We start from the raw sequence: 17,572 nt of genomic DNA, 5'->3' as shown, positions 1-17,572 counted from the left end.
TTCAACAACTTGGACGCGCGCGGCTGCGGGGAACCCATCTAATGCAGAGCTCGTGTCACTACGCCTGACCCCATGGTGGGACACGGGCTGAGCAGTGGCGGTGCAGGGATTTGGATTTCATGCTAAAGTTTCGCATCCTAAGTATATTTTCGTGCCGCACATGTCCAATGTCGACAAGACCCTGATGTCCCTCACGCATACCCTGCTGCACGTGTCGCGCGCCTACAAGGCGGCGGCGGACCGGATGGCCAGTGACTTCGAGCTGTCCCATGCCAGCGCATGGCCGGTGCTGATGATCGGCCGGCTGGGCGATGGGGCGCGGCCGGGGGCGGTGGCCGATGCGGTGGGCGTGGAAGCGCCGTCGCTGGTGCGGATCATCGACCAGCTGGTCGCATCGGGACTGGTGCTGCGCCAGGACGATCCGAGCGACCGGCGCGCCAAGACGCTGCATCTGTCGGCCGAGGGCAAGCAGTGCGCCGCGCGGCTGGAAAAGGCGCTGGTGCCGTTTCGCCGCGAGCTGTTCGGCGATATGCCGCTGGCCGACCTGGAAGCGTGCGTGCGCGTGCTGACGCGCCTCGATGCCACGCTGGCCGCACAGTCCAGAGGCTGAGGGCAGGGCGATGAAATTGCCGACGGCGCCCCAGCCGCGCGAACTGCTGTTTTCCGCGAAGTGCTTTGCCGGCTCGATGCTGGCGCTGTACGTCTCGCTGGCGGCCGGCCTGCCGCGGCCCTTCTGGGCCATGATGACGGCCTATATCGTGGCCAGCCCCCTGTCCGGCGCGGTGCGCTCGAAGGCGCTGTTCCGCGTCTGCGGCACGATCATCGGTTCGCTGGCCACGGTGGCGATGGTGCCGAACCTGGCCAATTCTCCCGAGCTGCTGTCCCTGGCGCTGGCATGCTGGGTGGGCCTGTGCCTGTACATCTCGCTGCTGGACCGCACGCCCCGTTCCTATATCTTCATGCTGGCCGGGTACACGGCGGGCCTGATCGGCTTCCCCGCGGTCACGGATCCGGCCACCGTGTTCGACAGCGCCGTCGCCCGCGTCGAGGAGATCAGCGTGGGCATCCTGGCCGCGACCGTGGTGCACTCGCTGGTCTTCCCGCAGGGCGTGGGCCCGGTGCTGCTGGGCCGCCTGGACCGGGCGATCGGCGATGCGCGCCGCTGGATGACGGAAGTGCTGCGTCCCGCTACCGGCGGCCGCGATGCCCACGTGCGCCTGGCGCTGGCCGGCGAGATCAGCGACATGCGCGTGATGGCCACCCACCTGCCGTTCGACACTTCGCACCTGCGCTGGACGGCCGGCATGGTGCACGCGCTGCATGACCGGCTGACGGTGATGGTGCCGCTGCTGCTGGCCGTCGAGGACCGCCTGGTGGCGCTGGCCGAGACGGGGCCGCTGGAACCGGCCTGGCAGGCGATGCTGGACGACGTGGCGCACTGGGTCGAGCAGGGCAACCAGGCCGATCCCGCCGGCGCGGAGGGACTGAAGGGACGGCTGCAGGAACTCTCTCCGCCCCTGCACGCCGGCGCCTCCTGGCACGACATCCTGGAAGTGAACCTGGCGCAGCGCCTGGCGGCATTGATCGCCGCCTGCGAAGAAGGCCTGGAACTGCGCGGCAGCATCGACGCGGTGATGCATGGCGCGCCGTTCGCCGAACCGGATCACGCGAAGGATCACATCACCCCGGCGGCACTGAACCGCGACCACGGCATGGCACTGCGGTCCGCGTTGGCCGCCGTGATCGCGATCCTGGCCTGCTGCGCGTTCTGGATCGTCACCGCCTGGCCGTCCGGTGCGGCCGCGCCGATGATGGCCGGTGTGTTCTGCTGTTTCTTCGCCACGATGGACGACCCGGTCCCGGCCATCAAGAGCTTCGTCCGCTATACGCTGCTGTCGGTGCCGTTCTCGGCGTTCTACATCCTGGTGGTGCTGCCGGCGGTGCACAGCTACGAAATGCTGGTGCTGACCCTGGCGCCGATGCTGATCGTGTCCGGGGTCTACATGGCGCGCCCGGCCACGGTCGGCAACGCGCTGGCCTTCACCATCGGCATCGGCGGCACGCTGGCCCTGCAGGACACCAACCAGCTGGACATGACGTCGTTCACCAACAGCCTGCTGGCCCAGATGGCCGGCTATATCGCGGCCGGCGTCGCCTCGCGCTTCGTGCGCACCGTGAACGCGCGCTGGATGGCGGGCCGCATGCTGGAACGGTCGCGCCGCGAGCTGGCACAGATGGCGCGCGCCTCGAGCGGTGCGCCACTGGCAAAGGTGTCGGCGCGCGTGGTGGACCGCATCGGCCAGCTGATGCCGCGCCTGGCCCTGCAGCACGCGGAGCCGGAAACGCGCGCCAGCACGCTCGAGACGATGCGCGAGCTGCGCGTGGGCCTGCACATCGCCCAGCTGCGCGGCCTGGCGCCGCAGCTGGAACGCTGCGGCGTGCGGCTGCGCCCGCTGCTGGAGCGCCTCGGCGCGCATTTTTCCGGCGACGCCGACACCGGCCTGCTGGTCCAGCTGGACCGCATGCTGGGCGCCGTCTGCGCCGCCGATGCCGCCACCGGCGCGACCCGCAACACGGCCGCCGCCGCGCTGGCCAGCATGCGCCGCGACCTGTTCCTGCGCGCCGTTCCCTATCAACCGACCAACACGGAAGCCGTCGCATGACCGCCGAACTGAGCCTGCACGGGCTGTACGTGCCGACCCTCCTGCTGCTGGCGCTGGCCGCGCTGCTGTGCACCCGCGTGCTCGGCAAGCTGCTGCTGCGCCTGGGCTTCTACCGGCTGGTGTGGCACCCGGCCCTGTTTGAATTCGCGCTGTTCTTCATCCTGCTCGGCAGCTTCTCCCTCTTCGTGACGAACCATGGCTACTAAGACACTCACCCTGAAATCCTCCGCGCTGGCCGTTGCGCGCTTTGCCGTGACGCTGGCCGCCGTGGCCGCCGCGGGCGTGCTTACCTGGCGCCTGTGGCAGCACTATGAAGTGGAACCGTGGACGCGCGACGGCCGTGTCAAGGCCGACGTGGTGCAGGTGGCGCCGGATGTCACCGGCCAGGTCACGTCGGTCAACGTGCATGACAACCAGCTGGTGAAGGCCGGCGACGTGCTGTTCGAGATCGACCGCGCCCGCTTCGAGCTGGCACTGCGCCAGGCCGAGGCGGCCGTGCAGTCGGCCCGCGCGGCGCTCGACGAGGCGGACAAGGAGTCGCGCCGCAACCGCGACCTGGGCGACCTGGTGGCGCAGGAAGCGCGCGAGCAGTCGTCGTCGCGCGTCGACCAGCTGCGTGCCGCGCTGGCGCAGGCCGTCGTCAGCCGCGACGTGGCGAAGCTGAACCTGGACCGCACCCGCGTGCTGGCGACCGTCGGCGGCACCGTCACCAACCTGGACCTGCGGCCCGGCGCCTACGTCTCGGCCGGCAAGGCCGTGCTGGCCGTGATCGACAGCGATTCCTACTACGTGGAAGGCTATTTCGAAGAGACCAAGCTGGCCGCCATCGAGCCTGGCGACCCGGTGCTGGTGATGCCGATGGGGTCGAAGGCGCGGCTGCATGGCCATGTCGAGAGTTTTGCCGGCGGCATCGCCGACCGCGACCGCAGCACGTCGGCCAACCTGCTGTCGAACGTGAACCCCACCTTCAACTGGGTGCGGCTGGCGCAGCGCATACCCGTGCGCGTGAAACTCGATGCGCTGCCGGCCGGCACCCGGCTGGTGGCCGGCCAGACCGTGACGGTCGACGTGCAGCATCCCGCCCAGCACACGCCAGCGGCCACCGCCGCGGCACAACCCGCCAGGACTGCCAGGTCGTAAGCCATGAACCAACCCTTCAACTCCCTGCGGCGCCATGCCGCTTCGCTGGCCGTGCTGGCGCTGCTCGCGGCGTGCGGCACGGTCGGCCCCGACTACCGCGTGCCGCAGCAGGCGGCCGTGAACAGGCCGGCCGCCGCCGCGCCATTCCTGGGCGCGCAGGAGCCCGCGTTCAAGGCCGAGCCGCTGCCGCCGCGCTGGTGGCGCCTGTACGACGACGCCGCGCTGGCGAGCCTGGTCGACCGGGCCTTCGCGGCCAATACCGACCTGCGCGTGGCACTGGCCAACCTGGCGCGCGCCCGCGCCGTGCAGGACGAGGTGGCCGGCGCGGCAGATCCCGTGATCGGCGCCTCCGCCGCGCCGGCCTACGGGCGCGCTTCGGCCGCCGCGAAAGGCCTGCCGCAGCCGCTGGCGGATGGCTACAGCCACGATGCCGGCATCTCGGTGTCCTACCAGCTGGACCTGTTCGGCAAGATCCGCCGCGGCATCGAGGCGGCCGGTGCCGACCGCGATGCGGCCGAAGCGGCGCTGGACCTGGTGCGCGTGACGGTCGCTGCCGACACGGCGCGCGCGTATGTGGATGCCTGCGGTGCGCGGCACTCGCTGCAGGTGGCGCAGCACTCGGTCGACCTGCAGCAGAAGGCGGTCGACCTGACGGTGCGGCGCATCCGCGGCGGCCGCGGCACGGCGCTGGACGACACGCGCGCACGGGCCCAGCTGGAACAGCTGCGCGCCGCGCTGCCGCCGCTGGTGGCCCAGGCACGCACCGCGCAGTTCCGGCTGGCGGCGCTGACGGGACGGGCTCCGGCCGAGATGGCGGAGAGCGAGCTGGCATGCCAGGCCGCGCCGCGGCTGGCGAAACCGGTTCCGGTGAGCGACGGCGCCCAGCTGCTGAAACGCCGTCCGGACGTGCGGCAGGCCGAACGCGCGCTCGCTTCCAGCACGGCGCGCATCGGCGTGGCCACCAGCGAGCTGTATCCGAGCGTGAGCCTGGGCCTGTCGGCCGGCACGAGCGGCGCGCTGGAGCGCTTCGGCGCCGGCAATGCGTTCCGCTGGAGCCTCGGCCCGCTGATCTCGTGGACGCTGCCGACCAATGCGGGACGGGCCCGCGTGGCCGAGGCGGAAGCCTCGACGGCCGGCGCATTGGCCCGTTTCGATGGCGTGGTGCTCAATGCGCTGCGCGAAACGGAGAGCGCACTGACGGTCTATGCGCGGGAACTGGACCGCAATGCGGCGCTGCGCGCGGCACGCGACCAGAGTGCGCTGGCGTCCAGCCAGTCGCACCGGCTGTACGACGCGGGCAAGATCGACTTCCTGACGGTGCTCGATGCCGACCGCACGCTGGCCACCACGGACGGCGCGCTGGCCGCGTCGGACGCGCAGGTGGCCGCCGACCAGGTGGCGCTGTTCCTGGCGCTGGGCGGCGGCTGGGAGGACTGACGGGCGCCTGCCGGGTTGCCGGCCGGTCGGGTTGTTAGTTTCCAACAGATGCGTACTGCCGGGAGCCGGCGGCTTCACTTGGTGAAGCCGCGCACAGTGCGTGGCTTGCAGATGGCGCGATACTGGCAGTGCAGCACAGTTGCAGGCAGCCGTCAGCGGCGCGCGGTGTCGGCGCCGGATGCAAATCGGGCGCAGAAGCCGGCTCCAGAGAAGCCGGCGGACAGCGCTTTACAAACAAGGCTCGACTACGGGGAGGCTATCATGCTGGGTACTGAACTGATGAGTGATGCAGTGGCACGGAACAAGACGGTCGCATACAAGGGCTACGAGATCTGCATGGGCTCCGTCTACAAGGATGGCGAGCCGCTGTTCCACTACTACGTGCCGCTGGGCGAGGGCGACGGCGGCGTGGAGCAGGGCAAGCGCATCATCGACCAGATGGGCAAGGACAGCGACTGACCATTTCGGCCTCACCGGCCCGGGTGCCTGGCGACCGCCCGTGGCCCATCCTTCTTACTTGAACACGCCCTGGCGCACCCACTTCGTGGCGACCCATTTCTCGCCGCGCTCGACCGGGGCGCCGCCATGCAGGCTGGCTTCGTCGAGCTGGCCAGCTTCATTCACATATTCGAAATACACCGCAGAACCCTTGCGCGGCACGATCGACAGGCCGAGCTTCGGGAACACCGTGTCGCCGGCCGCTTCCACGTCGTTCAGGTAGATGATGAGCGTGGCCACCCGCTGGCCGCCGCGCTTGAGCGTGCCGGCAAAGCCGGGATTGGCCGGATCGAAGTAGTCGTGGTGGGGGCGGTATTCCGCGCCGACCCCGTAGTGCAGCACATGCAGCGCTTCGCCATGCTCCACGGGCTGGTTCATGATCTCCGCAATGCGCCCGTTCACGCGGTGCAGCACCGGGTCGTCGATCTTGTCCAGGAACGCGCCCTGGCTGGTACGGTGATCCTTCACCTGGTTCTCGCCGGTGGTGGGGCTGAGCGTGGCCGAAGGCTGCAGCTTGTGCCGCGCCAGCGCCACGATCCGGTCGCATTCCTCTTCCGACAGCACATCGTCCAGCAGCGCCACCACCGGCTGCTCGAAGCGCATCGCCACGCGCACCGTGCGGTCGCCGGTCGCGATCGTGCTGGCGCCGTGGCGGATGGTCGGCGTGCCGTACTTGTACGGGCTGGCAGCGGTGGCCGCAACCGTGGCCGGGCGGGCGCGCTCGTCGCGGCGCTCGCGCACCACGCGTTCGGCAAAGCCCGCATCGTAGTCCGAGGCCACCATCGCGGCCACGATATCTTCCGTGCGGCAGCCCCGTTCCAGGCTGGAGTCGAGCCACCGGTTCCATTCTTCCGACATGTAGGTATGCTTGTTCATGGTGAGGAAGTATACCGAATCCGGGCCCGGTTTCGAACCCGGCATGCGCGCTGCGCTACGGTGCGCGGCCAGAAACGGTGTCATGTTTATAATTGTTTCAGGAATTTCAACTCGTAGCGCGGAGCCTATGCGACTCACCACGAAGCGTGTCCCGATCGCCGCCGCCTGCATGACGCTGCTGTTCGCGCAGGCGTCCGCCGCCGCCGCGCCGCAGCTGCAGGACGACATCGCCGAGCTCTCGCTCGAACAGCTCAGCGATATCGTCATCACGTCCGTCTCGCGCCAGGAAGAAAAGCTCGCCAGTGCCGCCGCCTCCGTGTTCATCATCAGCGCCACCGACATCCGCCGCAGCGGCGCGCGCACGATTCCGGAAGCCCTGCGGCTGGCACCCAACCTGCAGGTGGCGCGCGTGGATTCCCGTTCCTACGCGATCAGCGCGCGCGGCTTCAACGACGTCTATTCCAACAAGCTGCTGGTGATGATCGACGGGCGCAGCCTGTACACGCCCCTGTATTCGGGCGTGTTCTGGGACAGCCAGGACGTGGTGATGGAAGACGTCGAGCGCATCGAGGTGATCAGCGGGCCCGGTGCGACCATCTGGGGCGCCAACGCCGTCAACGGCGTCATCAACGTGATCACGCGCTCGGCCAAGGACACGCAGGGCGGCCTGCTGGCGGTGGCGGCCGGCAGCCGCGAACGGGATGGCACGGTGCGCTACGGCGGCACGCTGCCGAACGGCGGCCACTACCGCGCCTACGCCCGCTATGCCGGGGCCGACGACAGCGACCGCGGCGCCGGCGACACCCGGGCCGGCACCGCGCAGACGAGCTTCTCGCGCCGCCAGGCCGGCTTCCGGGCCGACTGGGAGCGCGCCGGCGGCGGTCTCACGCTGTCCGGCGACGTCTACGACAGCGACCTGGCGCAGGCCGGCGGCCGCCCGATGCTGGTCTCCGGCGCCAACCTCGTCACGCGCCTGACGCGCCGCCTGCCGGACGATGCCAGCCTGCGGCTGCAACTCGTGCTGGACCATGTGGAACGCAACCAGCCCGGCGCGATCGACGAGCGGCTCGACATCGTGGAACTGGAAGCGCAGCACAGCCTGCGGCTCGGCGAGCGCCACAACGTGACCTGGGGCGGCACCTACCGCTACGCGCGCGACCAGCTGAGCTACGGCCGCACGTTCGCGTTCCTGCCGCCGGACCTGACGATGCACTGGGCCAGCCTGTTCGCGCAGGACGAAGTGGCGCTGGCCCCGGGCCTGCGCCTGACCGTGGGCGCCAAGATGGAGCACAACAACTACACCGGCGCCGAGTACCTGCCCAGCGTGCGCCTGGCGTGGGCGCCGCAGGGCGCCGGTGATGGAACAAATGATGGAACGGGTGAAGAAGCAGCCGGCACGGGGAACAGTGGAATCAATGGTCGGTACACTGTCAACCAGCTTTTCTGGACCAGTCTGTCGCGCACCGTGCGCGCGCCGTCGCGCATCGACCGCGACCTGTACACGCCGGTGCAGCCCATTCCCGTGCGCGGCGTGCCCCGCTATGCGTTCGGCGGCGGCCCGGATTTCCAGTCCGAGACGGCGCGCGTGGCGGAGCTGGGCTACCGCATCCAGCCGGCGCCGGCATGGACCTATTCCGCCACGCTGTTCTTTGCCGACTACGAACGGCTGCGCACGCGCGAACCGAACCCGAACGGGCCGGCCTACAGCGGCCTGGTGGAGAACCGCAACATGGCGTATGGCCGGTCGCGCGGGGTGGAGATGTGGGCGCGCTGGCAGGTGCTCGACAGCTGGCGCCTGAACGCCGGCCTGGTGATCCAGCGCGTGAACACGGCGCTGCGGCCCGGCAGCCAGGACACGGGCGCCGCGTTCGGCGTTGCCACCAGCGATCCTGGCAAGTACTGGCAGCTGCGCTCGTCGCACGACCTGCCGGCCAACATGCAGCTGGACTGGACGCTGCGCTACGTGGGTTCGCTGCCGCGCCCCGCGGTGCCGTCCTACCGCGAACTGGACCTGCAGTGGCTGTGGCGCGCGCGGCCGAACATCGACGTGGCGCTGATCGGCCAGAACCTGCTGCACGGCTCGCACGCGGAGTTCGGCACGGCCACCGGCCGCAGCGTGTTCGAGCGCTCGGCCGTCCTCAAGCTCACGGTGCGGTTCTGACATGGCCCCGTTCTCCAACCAGCGTCGCGTTGTTCGTGCCCTGCTGGCGGCCACCCTCGGTGTCGCGCTGCTGTCCCCGCTGCCGGCGAGCCTGGCGGCGCAGGGAGCGATCGGCAGCACCAGCCCCAACCTGGAGCGCAGCGTCAAGGCGGCCTACCTGTTCAAGTTCCTCGGCTACGTGGAATTCGCCGTGCCGGCCGATGCCGCGGCGCCGTTGGCCGTCGGCGTGCTGGGTGCGGACGACGTGGCCGCCGAACTGACGCGCATCACGGCCGGCAAGACGGTGGGCGGCCGGCCCGTCACCGTGCGGGCCGTGCGCGAGGGCGATCCGCTCGCCGGCCTGCACATGGTGTTCGTGGGCGCCAACACGGAGGGCGTGGCGAAGGCGCTGCGCGCCGCCATGCAGAGCGGCGTGCTGGGCGTGGCGGAAGACGACGCCGGCCTGCAGTACGGCGCGGTGATCAACTTCCGCCTGGTCGACGAGCGGGTGCGCTTCGAAGTGTCGATGCCGGCCGCCGAGCGCAGCAACCTGAAACTGAGCTCGCGGCTCCTGTCGGTGGCCTGGCACGTCCAGAAGGGGAACTGATGCCCTCCCGCCTGCGCTATCGACCCCATTCGGTGCGCGCCAAGCTGGTGGCCATGGCGCTGGCCACCACGTTCGCCGCGCTGGTGACGATGGCCGCCAGCATGCTGGCCTACGACCTGATGGCGTTCCAGCAGAACTGGGTGGACGACCTGACCACTCAGGCCGACATCATCGCGACCGTGTCCGCGCCGGCGGTGGGCTTCAACGATCCGGCCGCCGCGCGGCAGAACCTGGCGCTGCTGCGCGTGCGGCCGCAGATCGAGGCCGGCGCCATCTACGGGCCGGGCGGCCGGCTGTTCGCCTCCTATGCGGTGTCGCCTGCCGACACGCCCGTGTTCCCCGCGCAGCCAGGGCTTGTCGGCTACCGCATCGAAGGCGGCCACATGGTGGTGGTGCATCCCGTCGTCGAGAACGGCGAGCGGGTGGGCACCGTCTACCTGACGGCGCGCTACCGGCTGCTGGACCGCGTGGGCACGTACTCGCTGATCCTGGGCGGCGTGATGCTGGGCAGCCTGCTGCTGGCGGCGCTCGTGGCCGGGCGGCTGCAGCTGGCGATCACGCGGCCGCTGCGTGACGTGACGGACGTGGCGCGCAGCGTGATGGAACGGCGCGACTTCTCGCTGCGCGTGCGCCACGGCGCCAGCGGCGAACTGGGTACCCTGGTCGACGCGTTCAACAACATGCTTGCCGAGGTGGAGCGCCGCGCCCGCGCCCTGCAGGATGCCAACCGCACGCTGGAACACGAGATGACGGTGCGCCAGGGCGCGGAACGGGCGCTGCTGCTGGCGGACCGCCGCAAGGACGAATTCCTGGCCACGCTGGCCCACGAGCTGCGCAACCCGCTGGCACCGCTGCGCACGGGGCTGGACATCATGCGCCTGAGCGGCGGCGATCCGGCGGCCGGCGAGCGGGCGCGCGGCGTGATGGAGCGCCAGCTCAAGCAGATGGTGCGGCTGGTGGACGACCTGCTCGATGTCTCGCGCATCAATACCGGCAAGCTGGCGATCCGTCGCGAGGAGATCGAACTGCATGCGGTGGTGTCGAACGCGCTGGAGATCGCGCGGCCGTTCATCGACGCCCAGGGCCACACGCTGACCGTGGGCCTGCCGGCCGGCCCCGTGGTCATCCTGGGCGACGCCACGCGGCTGGCCCAGGTGCTGTCCAACCTGCTGAACAACGCGGCGCGCTACACGCCGCGCGGCGGCCGCATCGCCCTGACCGCCACGGTGGCCGACGGCCGGCTGCGCATCAGCGTGGCGGACAACGGCATCGGCATCGCGCCGCCGATGCTGGGCGCGATCTTCGAGATGTTCGTGCAGGCCGATGCCTCGCTGGAACGGCTCAATGCGGGGCTGGGCGTCGGCCTGTCGCTGGCGCGCAAGCTGGTCGAGCTGCACGAGGGGACGATCGAGGCGGCCAGCGACGGCACGGGTCAGGGCAGCACATTTACCGTGGCGCTGCCAGTGCTGGCGCGGACTGCCGCACCGGCTCCGGCCGCACCGCTCGCGCTGGGCCAGGCCGGCCCGTTCCGCATCCTGCTGGTGGACGACAACGTCGATTTCGTGACGGCGATCGGCGCGCTGCTGCGCACGCTGGGCCACACGGTGCAGGTGTGCCATGACGGCGCGCAGGCGCTGGCCGGCGCGGCAGCATTCGCGCCCGATTTCGCCTTCCTCGACATCGGCCTGCCGCTCATGAACGGCTACGACCTGGCGCGGGCCCTGCGCGCGCTGCCGGCGCTGTCGCGCACCGTGATGGTGGCTGTCACGGGCTGGGGCCAGCAGAAGGACCGCGACCTGGCTTTCGCGGCGGGTTTCGAGGAACACCTGGTGAAACCGGTGAGCGTGGAGCAGATCCTGGCGATCCTGGCCGGCCATCGCGAAGGCGTGGCGGTGGCGGACCGCGGCTGAGGCGTTGTCGAAAGAGCGCTATTGCGCGGCGGCGCCGTAACGTTCGGTGCGGATCGCCCGCGGCGGCACGCCACGCGCCACCAGCAGCTGCGCGGCCGCTTCCACGAAGGGATTGGCGCCGCACACATAACACTGCGCCGGTGCGTGGCCCCACTGCGCCAGCACCTCTTCCAGCATCGCACCGTCCAGGCGGCGCGTGTAATCCGGGCCAGGTACGGAGGGCGGCTGGCGCGTCACGGTCGTCACGAAGCGGAAGGCGGGATGGCCCGCTGCGATGGCCGTGAGCTCGTCGCGAAAAGCGAGACTGTCCCAGGCCCGGCCCGAATGCAGCAGCAGCGCGGGCACCGGCGCGCCGGCATCGCGCCAGGCGCGCGCGATCGACACCAGCGGCACCACGCCGGAGCCGCCGGCCAGCAGCAGCAGGGGACCGGGCTGCGCGGGCTGCCAGACGAAATGGCCGCCCAGCGGGCCCCGCACGTCCAGCGTGTCGCCGGGCTGCGCGGCATCGTGGAACCAGCCGGAGACTTCGCCATCGGCCAGCAGCTCGACGGCCAGCTCCAGTTCCGGCGCGCCCGGCGCCGACGCGATCGAATAGCTGCGGCGCGCCTGGTAGCCGTCCGGTGCCGTCAGGCGCACGTCCACATGCTGGCCCGCGGCGTGGCGGGCGAGCGGCGCGTGCAGGAAGTAGCTGCGCAGGCGCGGCGTGCGCGCCTCGATGCGGGTGATGGTGGCGCTGTGCCAGGCGGTGGGCGGTGGCGTCATTCGTCGTCCGTATAGCGCTGCTCGCGCCACGGGTCGCCGCGCATGTGGTAGCCGCGCAGCTCCCAGAAGCCCGCCTCGTCGCGCTCCGTGAACTTCAGGCCGCTGATCCATTTGGCGCTCTTCCAGAAGTACAGGTGCGGCACCAGCAGCCGCGCCGGGCCGCCGTGTTCGGCCGTGAGCGGTGCGCCGTTGAAGTGGGTGGCGACCATCGCCTGGCCGTCCACCAGGTCGGCCACCGGGACATTGGTGTCGTAGTCGTCGAACGACTGGGCGAGCAGGTAGGGCGTGGGCGCCTCGATGCCGGCCGCGGCAAGGATGTCGTCGAACGACACGCCTTCCCAGACGGTGTCGAACTTGCTCCACGTGGTGACGCAGTGGATGTCGCCGCGCCAGGTGGTGCGGGGCAGGGCGTTGAATTCCTCCCACGTCCAGCTGGCGACGGGGCGGGCGCGGTGGCGGATGGTGAAGCGCCAGGTGGCCAGGTCGACATGGGGCGCCGGGCCCAGGGACAGCACGGGGAAATCGTGCTCCTCGTGCTGGCCCGGCGGCAGGCGGCCCGCCGTTCCTGCGCCCGGGCGGCGCCCGGTGAATCCTCGTGTACTCATGTTTCTCCTGTCTGGCGGCCGCATCCGGAGGACGGCCGGCCGCCGCGTTACCAATCCGGCGCCATGCGGGATCGGGAAGTGCTAAGCTTTTGGCAACATTTACCAAGGAGCATCAATATGACTTCGCCGAGCGACCCGCGCACGCTGCGCGCCCATATCACGCCGGACCCCGACCTGCCGCAGCCGGAATCGGATCCGCCGGCGCAGCCGCAGCCTTCCGAGAAGCCGCCGACGGAAATTCCCCCGGTGGAAGAACCTAGCGCGCCGCCGCCGCCGATCAGGATGAGCTGATGTAAAGAGCGGATGTAAAGAGCGGCGCGACGGCGTCATCGCGTCAAGGCTTCAACGGCATCAGGCCTTGGCACCGTCCTTCGGTGTCTGGCCTGGCGGCGTGGGGATCTGGCGGATCTGTTCGTCCGTCTCCTTCTCGCCCGGCGTTTTCTCGCCGCTGCCGATATCGTCCTCGTTGATCATGTGCTGGCCTTTTTCGGACTCGTCTGGCTTATTGGTCGCGGTCATCGCGTTCTCCCGTTGGTGAATGATGACTGAATGCTATCAGGCGGCGGCGGGTTGCCGCGCCGCATTGATGACCATAAAATAATGGTGCCTGAGTGTTGTCCGTGGGATACAAAGTGTTGTTTATGTGGCGTGTGTCACGTGCCCGTCACCGAACTATTTTTATAATTGAACAATCAACTATTGAAGAGCGGGAGCGCGAGATGGGCAATTCATTACACAACAAGATCTACCTGGGCCGCCGCGTCGACCGCATGCGCTTCACGTGGGCCGGCATCGTTGCCGGCCTGGGCCTGCTGCTGCTGACGCTGAAAGCCTTCAAGTAAGCCTGCAAGTAAGCCTGCCCCCGGCCGTTGCAAAGCACCGTCCTTGCCGGGGCGGGTGCGGGCGCGTACCATGATGGCCGCAATCGCCACCATGGAACAGCAATGAAAGACGAAAAACTCAGTACCGACGAATTCAACGCGCTCGACGAAGTCCGGCGCGGCATCACGGGCCGCCCCAGCGCCTGCGTCGCCCGCAACACGAAGCGCCTGTCCGGCCTGAAGATGCTCTCCATCGCCCGCAACGGGCAGATGACGCTGACCGACAAGGGCAAGGAAAAACTCTTCCTGCGCCGCTGCATCATCGGCATGCGCGCGCTCACCACCGATCCCGCCGCAAAGCTCGATGGCGAAGTGGCGGCCTTCCTGGGCAAGAAGTCCCATATCGTGCCGGTCGAGGGCGGCTATGCCGTGACGCCGAAGGGGCTGGAGACGCTGGCCGATATCGAGGCGCAGGGGATCTGAATTTGGTCGCCGGCGCCCAGTTCTTGACGCCGGGGATCACGTGGACCGTTGACTCGGTCGCCGGCGCCGGGGTCTGACCCACGGCGCCCGGGACCTTCGCCGGCATTGCCGACATTGCCGCGGGTCTGACCCCAGCTGTTTGCTAGCGCTGTCGATGCGCCGGCAAAAGCTGGGGTCAGACCCGCGGTGACGTTAACGACCGGGATCTGCGCCGCCGGCGCTGTGGGTCAGACCCCGGTCGCGCTGCGGCCAGCGGTGCGAGCATGCGCCCCGGCTGCGGTGCGGCCAGCGTACAAGCAGGCGTTTACTTCACCGGCCGGAACCCGTCGGCCGCGATCTCCAGCTCCGTCACCTCCCCGTACTTCGCCGCGATCGGCTTGATGTCGGACGCTTTCCCGATCAGCAGCATCTGCAGGTTCTTGCGCGGGAAATGCCGGTCCACCAGCTGCTTTGCCTTGGCCGGCGTCAGGCCGTCCACGTCGCGCGTGAAGTTGTCGATCTGGTCGCGGCCCACGCCGAGGGCGAACATGTCGCCCAGCAGGCTGGCCAGCTGCTCGCCCGTTTCGAAGCGGGGCGGGAACTGGCCCTTCACGTAGGCCTTCGCGGAGTCGAGCGTGGCCTGGTCGATGCCGCGGCTCCACAGGCGGTCGTAGGTCTTCAGCGCCAGGTCCAGCGCCGCCTCCGTCTTCGGCAGCGCGGTGAAGCTGGAGATCGCGAAGGTGCCCGCCTGCGCCATCGGCGCGAAGCCGCTGTTCGCGCCGTAGGTCAGGCCCGAGTTCACCCGCAGCTCGTCGTTCAGCCAGGACGTGAAGCGCCCGCCCAGCACCGTGTTCACCACCTGCAGCGGCACGTAGTCCGGATCGTTGCGGGCGATGCCGGCGCCGCCGATCGTGAACGTGGTCTCGATCGCATCGGGCTTGTCGACCAGCCAGACGCGCGCCGTGCCGGCCTGCGGCCTGCCGTAGTCGGCGCGCTGCGGTGCTGCACCCGCCGCGCGCCACTGGCCGAACAGCGCCTCGATCTTCTGCCGCATCGCGGCCGGATCGAAGTCGCCGACCACCACGATGGCCGCATTGTCCGGCCGGAAGTGGGTGCGGTGGAATTCCCGCACGTCCGCCTGCTTCAGCGCGGACAGGGTGCCGACGGTGCCGACCGGCGGATTGGCATACGGCGCGTCGCCGAACAGCATGCTGCGGTAATACAGGCCGGCGACCTGGCGCGGGCTTTCCTTGGCCTGTTTCAGGCCGCTCACCTTGCGGGTGCGCAGCTTGTCCAGTTCGGCCGCATCGAAGCCGGGCTGCTGGACGATCTCGGCAAACAGCGGCAGCAGCGTGTCGGTATCGGCCTTCGCGAAGTTGGCCTGCACCGTCGTCTGCTCGGTGCCGCTGCCGCCGGCCAGCATCGCGCCGCGGAAGTCGAACGCCTCGTCGATGGCGGCCTTGCTGTGCTTCTCGCTGCCCAGCAGGATCGCGTCGCCCGTCAGGTTGGCCAGGCCGGCGCGGCTGCCATCGTCGACGGCGCCCGCTTTCACCACCGCGCGCACGGCCACGAGCGGCACTTCATGGCGCTCCATCAGCAGCACGGTCAGCCCGTTCGGCAGCTTCACGGTCTCGAACTGCGGCAGCTTGAATGCCGCGGCGGCGCTGGCGCCGGTCGCGGCAAAGAGGGCGGCAGCCAGCAACGGGTACTTCATGGAGGACGGTGTCATCATTGTTCCTTCGCGGCCAGCGTGCCGATCGTGCGCTGCGATTTTTTCAGGTAGCGGGCGGCCACGGCCTGGATCTCCGCAGCGGTGAGCTTTTCGTAGTCGGCCGGCGCGGCGAACAGCTTGCGCCAGTCGCCGAAGAACACCTCGTAGTTGCCCAGCTGCTGGGCCTTGCCGTTGATGGTCTCCTGCAGCCGGTACAGGTTGACGAGCTTCTTGTTCTTCACGGCCTGCAGTTCCTCGGCCTTCACGCCGTGCTGCACCACATTGTCGATCTCCGCCAGCAGGGCCGTCTCCACCTTCGCCCCATCGACGCCATTGGCAGCCACGGCGAACACGTACAGCAGGCCCGGATCGAAGCCATCCGTGGCATCCGTGCCGACCGACGTGGCCAGCCCCGTTTCCACCAGCGCCTTGTACAGCCGCGAGGTCTTGCCCTCGGTGAGCAGGCTTTGCAGCACGTCCAGCGCGTAGTGGTCCGGGCTGTCCAGGCGCGGCACCTTGTACGCCACCATCAGGTTGGCCGAGGTGGCCGACGTCTTCTCCACGAACAGCCGGCGTTCGCCTTTCTGTTCCGGCTCCACGGTCTTCACGGCCGGCGGCATGGCGCGCTTCGGGATCGCGCCGAAGTATTTCGTCGCCAGCGCCTTCACCTGCGCGGCCTTGACGTCGCCGACGATCACGGACACCGCGTTGTTCGGCGCGTAGTAGGTGCGGAAGTAGTTGACGAGGTCCTGCTGGGTCCACGCCTTGATGTCGGACTCGAAGCCGATCACGGGCCACGAATACGGATGGGCGGAATAGGCGACGCTGTTCAGGTCTTCCTGCAGCATGCGCACATTCGAGTTCTCCAGGCCCGTGCTGCGCTCGGACAGCACCACGCCGCGCTCGCTCTCGACCATCTTCGGATCGATCGTCAGGTGCGCGATGCGGTCGCTTTCCAGCCTGAAGATGGTCTCCAGCGACGCGGCGGGGAACCAGTCCTGGTAGACCGTCACGTCGCTGTTCGTGTAGGCGTTGTTGCTGCCGCCGGATGCTTCCATCGTGCGGTCGAACATCTTCGGGCCGTAGTTCTTCGAGCCGTTGAACATCATGTGTTCGAAGAAGTGGGACAGGCCGGTGGTGCCGGGCGCCTCGTTGCGCGAGCCCACCTTCCAGAACGTGTACATGTTCGCGTTCGGGATCGTGCTGCTTTCCAGGACGATGAACTTCATGCCGTTGGCCAGCGTGAACGACTGCACCTGGTCGGCCGTGAAAGCGGCCTGCGCGGACGCGGCCAGCGCCAGGCCCGCCATGGCCGCGGCCACCTGCCGCGCCACCCCTGTCTTGGATCTCATGCTGTGCTCCTCCATGTGATGAGCCGGAAGTTTTTGATGCGCAAGCATACGATATTGCCATTAGAATGCATAGAACACTCCCCACATGGAAGCAACGATGGACAGCGCAATGCACTGGTCGGCCCACGAGCTGACGATGACCGTTCTGATGACCCCGGACATGGCGAACTTCTCCGGCAACGTCCACGGCGGCACGATCCTGAAGTTCCTCGACAGCGTGGCCTACGCCTGCGCCAGCCGCTACTCGGGCAGCTATGTGGTGACGCTGTCGGTGGACCAGGTGATGTTCCTGCAGCCGATCCATGTCGGCGAGCTGGTCACCTTCCTCGCCTCCGTCAACTACACGGGCCGCACGTCGATGGAGGTGGGCATCCGCGTGGTGACGGAGAACATCCAGCAGCGGCTGGTGCGCCATGCGAACAGCTGCTACTTCACGATGGTGGCGGTGGACAAGGACCGCAAGCCGGTCGCCGTGCCGCCGCTGGTGCCGGAGACGGCCGAGCAGATTGCGCGCTGCGAGCAGGCGCAGGCCAGGAAGGCGGCGCGGCTGGCCCTGCATGGGGCGAAGGGGAATAAAGGGCAGTAAAG

The 17,572-nt window shown here is 69.1% G+C and carries 19 protein-coding genes; 13 read left to right on the top strand and 6 right to left on the bottom strand.

Annotation, left to right across the window (positions count from 1 at the left end):
* The first annotated feature begins 160 nt into the window (after positions 1–160).
* The 6 genes from IP91_RS05420 to IP91_RS05395 all read left to right on the top strand — a co-directional run bounded on the left by IP91_RS05420 (position 161) and on the right by IP91_RS05395 (position 5,699).
* Positions 161–610 (top strand): MarR family winged helix-turn-helix transcriptional regulator, encoded by a 450-nt coding sequence (locus IP91_RS05420; RefSeq protein ID WP_145647701.1) that lies wholly within the window; start codon positions 161–163, stop codon positions 608–610.
* 10 nt (positions 611–620) lie between these two features.
* Positions 621–2,663, top strand: coding sequence for an FUSC family protein (locus IP91_RS05415; protein WP_145647700.1), 2,043 nt, complete (start codon positions 621–623; stop codon positions 2,661–2,663).
* The gene (locus IP91_RS05410; RefSeq protein WP_145647699.1) at positions 2,660–2,869 is read left to right on the top strand and encodes a DUF1656 domain-containing protein; all 210 of its coding nucleotides are present in this window, start codon (positions 2,660–2,662) and stop codon (positions 2,867–2,869) included. The genes IP91_RS05415 and IP91_RS05410 overlap by 4 nt, the downstream gene beginning before the upstream one ends.
* Entirely contained in the window at positions 2,859–3,803 is a 945-nt protein-coding gene (locus IP91_RS05405; protein WP_145647698.1) for an efflux RND transporter periplasmic adaptor subunit, read from the top strand. Before IP91_RS05410 ends, IP91_RS05405 begins: the two co-directional genes overlap by 11 nt.
* Before the next feature lie 3 nt (positions 3,804–3,806).
* Entirely contained in the window at positions 3,807–5,240 is a 1,434-nt protein-coding gene (locus IP91_RS05400) for an efflux transporter outer membrane subunit (protein WP_145647697.1), read from the top strand.
* Positions 5,241–5,501: 261 nt separating this feature from the next.
* The gene (locus IP91_RS05395) at positions 5,502–5,699 is read left to right on the top strand and encodes a hypothetical protein (protein WP_145647696.1); all 198 of its coding nucleotides are present in this window, start codon (positions 5,502–5,504) and stop codon (positions 5,697–5,699) included.
* A gap of 54 nt (positions 5,700–5,753) precedes the next feature.
* Here IP91_RS05395 and IP91_RS05390 read toward each other — a convergent pair whose 3' ends face one another.
* Positions 5,754–6,614, bottom strand: a complete 861-nt coding sequence (locus IP91_RS05390) for a 2OG-Fe(II) oxygenase (protein WP_145647695.1) — start codon at positions 6,612–6,614, stop codon at positions 5,754–5,756.
* Positions 6,615–6,741: 127 nt separating this feature from the next.
* Between IP91_RS05390 and IP91_RS05385 the strand changes: the two genes are divergently transcribed.
* The 3 genes from IP91_RS05385 to IP91_RS05375 are packed head-to-tail and all read left to right on the top strand — an operon-like array spanning position 6,742 to position 11,271.
* The gene (locus IP91_RS05385; protein ID WP_158643089.1) at positions 6,742–8,775 is read left to right on the top strand and encodes a TonB-dependent receptor plug domain-containing protein; all 2,034 of its coding nucleotides are present in this window, start codon (positions 6,742–6,744) and stop codon (positions 8,773–8,775) included.
* Between the two features lies 1 nt (position 8,776).
* On the top strand, positions 8,777–9,361 hold the full coding sequence (locus tag IP91_RS05380; protein WP_145647693.1) for a TOL_0243 family YfiR-like periplasmic protein: 585 nt from the start codon (positions 8,777–8,779) through the stop codon (positions 9,359–9,361).
* Complete coding sequence (locus tag IP91_RS05375) at positions 9,361–11,271, top strand: sensor histidine kinase, YfiR-like protein-associated (protein ID WP_145647692.1); 1,911 nt, start codon at positions 9,361–9,363, stop codon at positions 11,269–11,271. Before IP91_RS05380 ends, IP91_RS05375 begins: the two co-directional genes overlap by 1 nt.
* An 18-nt stretch (positions 11,272–11,289) precedes the next feature.
* On the opposite strand, the gene IP91_RS05370 is transcribed toward IP91_RS05375, so the two are convergent.
* Both IP91_RS05370 and IP91_RS05365 read right to left on the bottom strand, forming a co-directional pair.
* A complete protein-coding gene (locus IP91_RS05370; RefSeq protein ID WP_145647691.1) occupies positions 11,290–12,033 on the bottom strand; it encodes an FAD-binding oxidoreductase in 744 nt (247 codons plus the stop codon).
* Positions 12,030–12,638 carry a sulfite oxidase-like oxidoreductase gene (locus IP91_RS05365; protein WP_145647690.1) on the bottom strand — a complete coding sequence of 203 codons (609 nt, stop codon included), beginning with the start codon at positions 12,636–12,638 and terminating at the stop codon, positions 12,030–12,032. The genes IP91_RS05370 and IP91_RS05365 overlap by 4 nt, the downstream gene beginning before the upstream one ends.
* A 117-nt stretch (positions 12,639–12,755) precedes the next feature.
* Here IP91_RS05365 and IP91_RS25950 point away from each other — a divergent pair, with 117 nt between their 5' ends.
* On the top strand, positions 12,756–12,929 hold the full coding sequence (locus IP91_RS25950; RefSeq protein ID WP_158643088.1) for a hypothetical protein: 174 nt from the start codon (positions 12,756–12,758) through the stop codon (positions 12,927–12,929).
* Positions 12,930–12,989: 60 nt separating this feature from the next.
* Here IP91_RS25950 and IP91_RS25945 read toward each other — a convergent pair whose 3' ends face one another.
* A complete protein-coding gene (locus IP91_RS25945; RefSeq protein WP_158643087.1) occupies positions 12,990–13,157 on the bottom strand; it encodes a hypothetical protein in 168 nt (55 codons plus the stop codon).
* Between the two features lie 200 nt (positions 13,158–13,357).
* Here IP91_RS25945 and IP91_RS26615 point away from each other — a divergent pair, with 200 nt between their 5' ends.
* A complete protein-coding gene (locus IP91_RS26615; RefSeq protein ID WP_259772439.1) occupies positions 13,358–13,480 on the top strand; it encodes a hypothetical protein in 123 nt (40 codons plus the stop codon).
* A 102-nt stretch (positions 13,481–13,582) separates the two neighbouring features.
* Entirely contained in the window at positions 13,583–13,942 is a 360-nt protein-coding gene (locus IP91_RS05360) for a hypothetical protein (protein ID WP_145647689.1), read from the top strand.
* Positions 13,943–14,246: 304 nt separating this feature from the next.
* On the opposite strand, the gene IP91_RS05355 is transcribed toward IP91_RS05360, so the two are convergent.
* Together IP91_RS05355 and IP91_RS05350 are read right to left on the bottom strand one after the other, a co-directional pair.
* A complete protein-coding gene (locus tag IP91_RS05355; protein WP_145647688.1) occupies positions 14,247–15,650 on the bottom strand; it encodes a M16 family metallopeptidase in 1,404 nt (467 codons plus the stop codon).
* Positions 15,650–16,984, bottom strand: a complete 1,335-nt coding sequence (locus tag IP91_RS05350) for a M16 family metallopeptidase (RefSeq protein WP_229473899.1) — start codon at positions 16,982–16,984, stop codon at positions 15,650–15,652. The genes IP91_RS05355 and IP91_RS05350 overlap by 1 nt, the downstream gene beginning before the upstream one ends.
* Positions 16,985–17,081: 97 nt before the next feature.
* Between IP91_RS05350 and IP91_RS05345 the strand changes: the two genes are divergently transcribed.
* Positions 17,082–17,570, top strand: coding sequence for an acyl-CoA thioesterase (locus tag IP91_RS05345; RefSeq protein ID WP_371860587.1), 489 nt, complete (start codon positions 17,082–17,084; stop codon positions 17,568–17,570).
* The last annotated feature ends 2 nt before the right edge of the window (positions 17,571–17,572 follow it).

The sequence above is a fragment of the Pseudoduganella lurida genome, from assembly GCF_007830455.1.
Taxonomy (GTDB): Bacteria; Pseudomonadota; Gammaproteobacteria; order Burkholderiales; family Burkholderiaceae_D; genus Rugamonas; species Rugamonas lurida.
The sequence above is the reverse complement of the archived record's forward strand: the minus strand, read 5'-3'. Positions and strand labels throughout refer to the sequence as shown.